Origin of the sequence: Marinimicrobium sp. UBA4509 (assembly GCF_002388575.1) — a bacterium.
GTDB classification, from domain to species: Bacteria; Pseudomonadota; Gammaproteobacteria; order Pseudomonadales; family Cellvibrionaceae; genus Marinimicrobium; species Marinimicrobium koreense.
In genome coordinates, this window is the sequence record NZ_DGMV01000064.1 from 55,253 (window position 1) to 61,005 (window position 5,753).

The window sequence follows — 5,753 nt, forward strand, 5'->3', positions numbered from 1 at the left end:
GTCAGGCCCGCCAGATAGTAGTGATCCACCAGCCGAGCCACATCCTGAAGGTGAATGACTTCGGGGAGGCGCATCAGCGTGGTGCTTTGGCCGTTGGGCAGGGTGTACTGAATCTCCGCCAGACCCTCGCCACTGCTCTGAATGCTGCGGGTGATTTCGCCGAACAGGCGCACATGCTCTTCCTGTGATGTCTCGCCAAACCCGGTTTTGTACCGGTTTTCCGGTCCGAAACGCTCGATGTGCTGATCAATTTCCAGGAGCGGGTAGGCCAGGGAAAACCCGAAGTCCACTTGAGCAAGCAGGTGCCAGGCCAGCAGACTGGCGGCCAGAAAGTGGCTGACAAACAGAAGTGGCCACAGCGCCAACCGGTTGAACCAGTGGCTGGATTGATGAAGCAGTGATGTCAGCATGGGCCTTCCTTTATTCGTGGAGGACCCATGATGCCAAGAGTCGAGAGATCCGGAAAGTCTTACTGTTTTGTCTGCTGCGGCTTATAGGAAAACTGCACCAGAATCAGGGCGGCAATGAGTACCCAGCCGGTGCCGCTGAAAATCTGAAGGGCGGTCAGATCCCGGTCGATCAGCACTCCGAACAGAAAGGGTGAGATGGCGGTAGAGATGATCATCAGGGAGCTCATCAGGGAGCGGATGGAGCCGAGCTTGGCAGTACCGTACACCTCGGCCCAGAGCGCACCCCCCACGGGACTGCCGGAGCCAATGGTCATGGCCAACAGCATCATGAACGGCGGCGCCACCCAGTTGCCTTTCAAGTATGCGAGTACAAATACCGCCCCGGTCAGGGGGACCAGGACAAAACGCAGCACCGTCTGGGCACTGAAGCGATCAATCAGAATGCCGGTGACCAGTTGCGCCACCCAGTGGGTGACGCCGTAAATAATGAAACAGCTGGCCAGCCAGGCGGCCGACCAGTCTTTCTCGGCCAGAATAAAACCCTGCTGGATGAAAATGCCGGTCACCATAAACGGACCGCCCAGCACCGTGGGCAGAGCCAGCCAGAACCGGTAATCCTTGAGCATGTCCCGCCGCCCGGCGCTGCGTTTGAGTACCTCAGCGTCCGCAGTGGCGGGGCGGCTGCGGGTGTCCACCGGGGCCTGTTTGAGCAGCCAGAGCATGAGGGGAATGTAGAGCACCACGGTCAGCAGGGCGATGACGCCCCAACTGCCCCGCCAGCCGATCAGAGTGATCAGTGCCACTGCCGCAATGGGCAGAATCACCTCGCCGACCGGTACGCCGCTGGCCGAGACGCTCAATGCCTTGCCCCGGTCCCGGTCGAAATAGCGGGCCATGGTGGTCTGTGCGGTGTGGGGCAGCAGCCCCTGGCCGCAAAAACGCAGAAGAAACAGTCCGAGTAACAACAGCAGGGGGTGATAGGCCAGCGCCATCACGATGCCGGCTAGCGTGAGCCCCACGGCAGAAAGGGAGGCAAAGAAACGCAATGGCAGCCGGTCAATCAGCCCCCCGAACACCATGATCAGCAGGCCGCTGGTCAGTGTGGCAATGGAATACAGGGACCCGTACCGACCGGCGGACAGCCCCAGAGACTCCTGAATGGGCGTACCGTACCAGCTGATGAAAAACGACTGCCCGAAGTTACCCCAGAAAATACTGATAAACCCAAACGCCAACAGTGGCCAGGACTGGGCGATAAAACGAAAATAATTCTGCACAGTACCCTCTCGGTCTTCAGCAGGTGATCGACTTTAGCGGATGAGCAACCGTTTGAGCGTGCTCTGATAGAGCGCGGTCAGGGTGTCCAGATCTTCCGCTTTAACACACTCGTCCACCTTGTGAATGGTGTCATTGCGCGGACCGAGTTCGACCACCTGGGCCCCGGTAGGTGCGATAAAACGCCCATCCGAGGTGCCGCCGGCGGTGGAGAGTATCGGCTTCTGCCCGGTGTGCTGTTCTACCGCTTTGACGACGGCGTCGACCAGCTCGCCCTCGGCGGTCAGGAAGGGTTGACCACTGAGTTTCCAGTCGAGCTCGTAATTCAGCTGGTGTTTATTCAGGATCGTTTCGGTGCGTTCACGCAACTGCGTTTCGGTCACTTCCGTGGAAAAGCGGAAATTGAACACCACTTCGACGTCGCCGGGGATCACATTGGTGGCCCCGGTGCCGCCGTTGATATTGGAAATCTGGAAGCTGGTGGCGGGAAAGAATTCGTTGCCCTGATCCCACTCCTGTGCCGCCAGCTCGGCGAGCGCCGGGGCGGCTTTGTGAATCGGGTTGTCGGCCAGGTGAGGGTAGGCCACATGCCCCTGAACGCCTTTGACTCGCAGGATGCCACCAAGGGAACCCCGGCGACCGTTCTTGATCACATCGCCCACCCGGTCGGTACTGGAGGGCTCACCCACGATGCACCAGTCGATTTTCTCCTGGCGGGCTTCCAGCCACTCCACCACTTTCACAGTGCCGTTCACCGAGGGGCCTTCCTCATCGCTGGTGATCAGAAAACCGATCCGGCCCTGATGATCTGGATGCTCCGCCACAAATTGCTCGCAGGCCACAACCATGGAGGCCAGAGAGCCTTTCATATCCGCCGCGCCCCGACCGTACAGCATGCCGTATTCGACCACCGGTTCGAACGGGGGATGTTGCCACTGACCTTCCGGGCCGGTGGGCACCACATCGGTGTGCCCGGCAAAGGCCAGCAGTGGCCCGTCGGTGCCCCGGGTGGCCCAGAAGTTGTCCACCTCTTCAAACCGCAACCGTTCCACCTGAAAGCCGATGGCCTCCAGGCGCTGGATCATCAGGTCCTGACAGCCGGCGTCGTCGGGGGTGACCGAGCGACGGCGGATCAGGTCGTGGGCGAGTTGGAGTGTGGGGGTCATAGCAGGTCTCTTGGGGTGTCGGCGGATGCGGCTTTTGGGAACGGCGGATGCGGCCTTTGGCCTCCGAGGCGTCGGACCGATCCGCCCCACGGATATTGCCGTGGTTTGCGTAGGGCGGATAAGCGCTTTGCGCGCATCCGCCGTAACCTAACCTAACTTAATTGTTAACGTGCAACGACTCGTTCAACTGCACCGCGGTCTTGTTGGTCACACATTCGACCCGACCGGTCAGGGAGTTGCGACGGAACAACAGGCCGGACTGGTTGGCCAGTTCCCGGGCTTTGACGGTGTTCACCTCATTGCCCTGATCGTCCAGGACTACCACCTTGGTGCCCGCGGTGATGTACAGACCGGATTCGATGGTGCAGCGATCGCCCAACGGAATGCCCGTGCCGGCATTGGCGCCCAACAGGCACTCCTTGCCGATGGAAATGATGATGTTGCCGCCGCCGGACAGGGTGCCCATGGTCGAGCTGCCGCCGCCGAGATCGGAGCCGGACTCGACAAACACGCCAGCGGAGATACGACCTTCGATCATGCCGGGGCCGGCAGTGCCCGCATTAAAGTTCACAAAGCCTTCGTGCATGATGGTGGTACCTTCACCCAGGTAGGCACCCAGGCGAACCCGGGCGGTGTGGGCAATCCGCACGCCTTTGGGCACCACGTAATTGGTCATTTTCGGGAACTTGTCCACGCAGGCCACTTCCAGCAGATCACCAGCCAAGCGGGCCTGGAGTTGACGCTCCGGCAGTTCGTCCAGATCCACCGCGCCCTGATTGGTCCAGGCAACGTTGGGCAGGCAACCAAACAGACCGGTCAGGTCGGTACCGTGAGGTTTGACCAGTCGATGGGAAATCAGGTGCAGCTTCAGGTAACCCTCGGGCACCGACTTCGGCGCGCTGTCTTCGGCCAGCAGCGTCGCGACCAGCGGACGCTTGCTGTGAATGAAGGAGCGGGCAATGGCCGCCTGGGCATCGTCTCCGGCCTGCTCAAGCGCCTCAGCCAGGCCCTGCATCTTGTCGACGTCCAGCTCGATCACTTGGTTGCCGCCCTGATAGTTCAGCGCCTGGGCCACGGCGGAAGCGGTGGCCTCGGCCGGGTTGAGCAGAGGCTGAGGGTAGAAAACTTCCAACCACTCGTTGTTCAGATTCTGGGTGCCGACACCAAGGCCGAGGCTGTACAGTTGAGTCATGGTCATGTCCTGTGGGTCATTACGTTAATACGGAAATTGAAAGAAACGCGATGCAGTGCGAGAGGCCCGCTCAGTGGGCCAACCAGGCGGTGTAATCGTCTGCCTTGAACCCCACGTGGCGGGCATCCCCGGTATCAAGCAGCGGACGCTTGATCAGGGTGGGGTTCTCGAGAATCACCGCAGCCGCATTGTCAGCGGTCATTTGCTCCCGGGTGGCTTCGTCCAGCGCTTTCCAGCTGGTACTGCGTTTGTTCACCAGGTCCATTCCCAGCTCGCTCAGCCAGCCGGTGACTTGGGCTTCGGTCAGCCCGTCGGAGCGTAGATCGTGAAACCGGTAGTCCACGCCCTGGTCGTCCAGCCAACGGCGGGCTTTCTTGACGGTGTCGCAGTTTTTGATGCCGTAGAGGGTAATCGCTGCCATGAAATGTTCACCGGTTTTGCAAAACCGGCAATTGTAGCAAATTTTAAGGTGGGTTTGGCGGGATTGCGGCCTTTTATGCACCCAGCGCCTTGTGAATCAGACGCCCCATCGGCTCCGACAACGGCAGCTTCAGTGCCGCCTCATGGCCCTTCTCCGACATCTTGTTCCAGGTCTTCTGGATGATATCGATCAGCTTTTCCTCATTGTGCTTCTGGGCGAAGTCTTCCAGGTAGTGACTGAGAAAAACCAGGCAGATCACATCCTCCAGAGTCTGCACCTCCGGATCGCGCTTGAGGTTGCGTTTGATCAGCATATCCTGCACCCGGCGGATGGTCTCTTCATCGTAGCCGTGCTCCGCCATGATCTGACCGGCCACCCGGCCGTGGTGCAGGGCGAGCTGGCTGCGCCACTTTTTATAACCGGCCCGGCCGTCGGGGTAGTCGCTGCGTGGACTCTCCCAGCGGCGAATGTGCTGGCAGCGCGCGGCCAGTTGCAGGGGTTCCGAAGCATCCGGACAGAAGACGTTGAGAGTTTCGGTCATGCGTCGGCCGTACAGCCACTCTTTGGGGTGGCTCTCCCCCTGATCCGTTTCCCGGTTCGGGTCTTCGGCGTTGGCGGCGTCGAACGCGGCCAGAGTCTGATCGAGTCGGGTCTGTGAATCGGGCATGGGGCGAGTCAGTCCTGTGGGGTTGATCGGCAAACGGTGTCAGTGGCGCTGGCTGGCCAGTTGGCGCAGTTGCTCCATATCCAGAATATGGATTTCTTTTTTGTCGACAGACAGCACTTTCTGCTGCTGCAGGCGACTGAACACCCGGCTGATGGTCTCGATGGTCAGCCCGAGAAAGTTACCAATATCCGTTCGTGACATGGGCAGTCGGAAGGCGGTGGGCGACAGCTTGCGGCGCTGATGGCGGCTGGAGAGACTCAGCAGCAGGGTGGCTACCCGCTCTTCAGCGCTGCTTTTGCTCAGCAGGCTGATCAGCTGCTGATCCTGGGTGATCTCCCGGCTGAGCAGTTGAAAGACATTGCGCTGCAGAGAAGGGATTTTGAGGCTCAAATCCTCCACCTGTTCAAAGGGGATTTCACAGATGGACGAGGTTTCCAGCGCGACCACGGTGTTGGTATACCGGTTATCGGCGATGCCGTCGAGGCCCACCAGTTCGCCGGGCAAGTAGAAGCCGGTGACCTGTTCTTCACCCTGTTCGTTGAGGGTGGAGGCCTTGACCGCACCGGAGCGGATTGCGAACAAGGCGTCGAACGGGTCTTCGGCTCGATAGAGATGTTCGCCA

At 60.1% G+C, this 5,753-nt stretch carries 6 protein-coding genes and 1 pseudogene; all 7 read right to left on the bottom strand.

The annotated features are described in order from the left end of the window. Positions 1 to 410 (bottom strand): annotated as a pseudogene (locus tag B3520_RS12830) (hypothetical protein); the annotation flags it as partial. A gap of 59 nt (positions 411 to 469) precedes the next feature. Beyond that, the gene (locus B3520_RS12835) at positions 470 to 1,687 is read right to left on the bottom strand and encodes an MFS transporter (protein ID WP_286805100.1); all 1,218 of its coding nucleotides are present in this window, start codon (positions 1,685 to 1,687) and stop codon (positions 470 to 472) included. Positions 1,688 to 1,720: 33 nt separating this feature from the next. Further along, positions 1,721 to 2,851, bottom strand: a complete 1,131-nt coding sequence (gene dapE, locus B3520_RS12840; RefSeq protein WP_286805098.1) for a succinyl-diaminopimelate desuccinylase — start codon at positions 2,849 to 2,851, stop codon at positions 1,721 to 1,723. Positions 2,852 to 3,008: 157 nt separating this feature from the next. Beyond that, positions 3,009 to 4,043: a 2,3,4,5-tetrahydropyridine-2,6-dicarboxylate N-succinyltransferase gene (dapD, locus tag B3520_RS12845; protein WP_123637786.1), complete on the bottom strand. Its 1,035-nt coding sequence runs from the start codon at positions 4,041 to 4,043 to the stop codon at positions 3,009 to 3,011. 70 nt (positions 4,044 to 4,113) lie between these two features. Beyond that, entirely contained in the window at positions 4,114 to 4,464 is a 351-nt protein-coding gene (locus tag B3520_RS12850) for an ArsC family reductase (protein WP_123637785.1), read from the bottom strand. 73 nt (positions 4,465 to 4,537) lie between these two features. Next, positions 4,538 to 5,131, bottom strand: a complete 594-nt coding sequence (locus tag B3520_RS12855) for a DUF4202 domain-containing protein (RefSeq protein WP_123637784.1) — start codon at positions 5,129 to 5,131, stop codon at positions 4,538 to 4,540. Positions 5,132 to 5,170: 39 nt separating this feature from the next. Beyond that, positions 5,171 to 5,753 (bottom strand): fumarate/nitrate reduction transcriptional regulator Fnr (gene fnr / locus B3520_RS12860; RefSeq protein ID WP_286876197.1); only part of this gene is annotated, 583 nt, incomplete at its 5' end.

What these genes read in the sequence shown, in the direction of transcription:
- B3520_RS12850 (WP_123637785.1), bottom strand. Translation starts at nt 4,464, where the DNA reads ATGGCAGCGATTACCCTCTACGGCATCAAAAACTGCGACACCGTCAAG.
- dapE (WP_286805098.1), bottom strand. Translation starts at nt 2,851, where the DNA reads ATGACCCCCACACTCCAACTCGCCCACGACCTGATCCGCCGTCGCTCG.
- B3520_RS12855 (WP_123637784.1), bottom strand. Translation starts at nt 5,131, where the DNA reads ATGCCCGATTCACAGACCCGACTCGATCAGACTCTGGCCGCGTTCGAC.
- dapD (WP_123637786.1), bottom strand. Translation starts at nt 4,043, where the DNA reads ATGACTCAACTGTACAGCCTCGGCCTTGGTGTCGGCACCCAGAATCTG.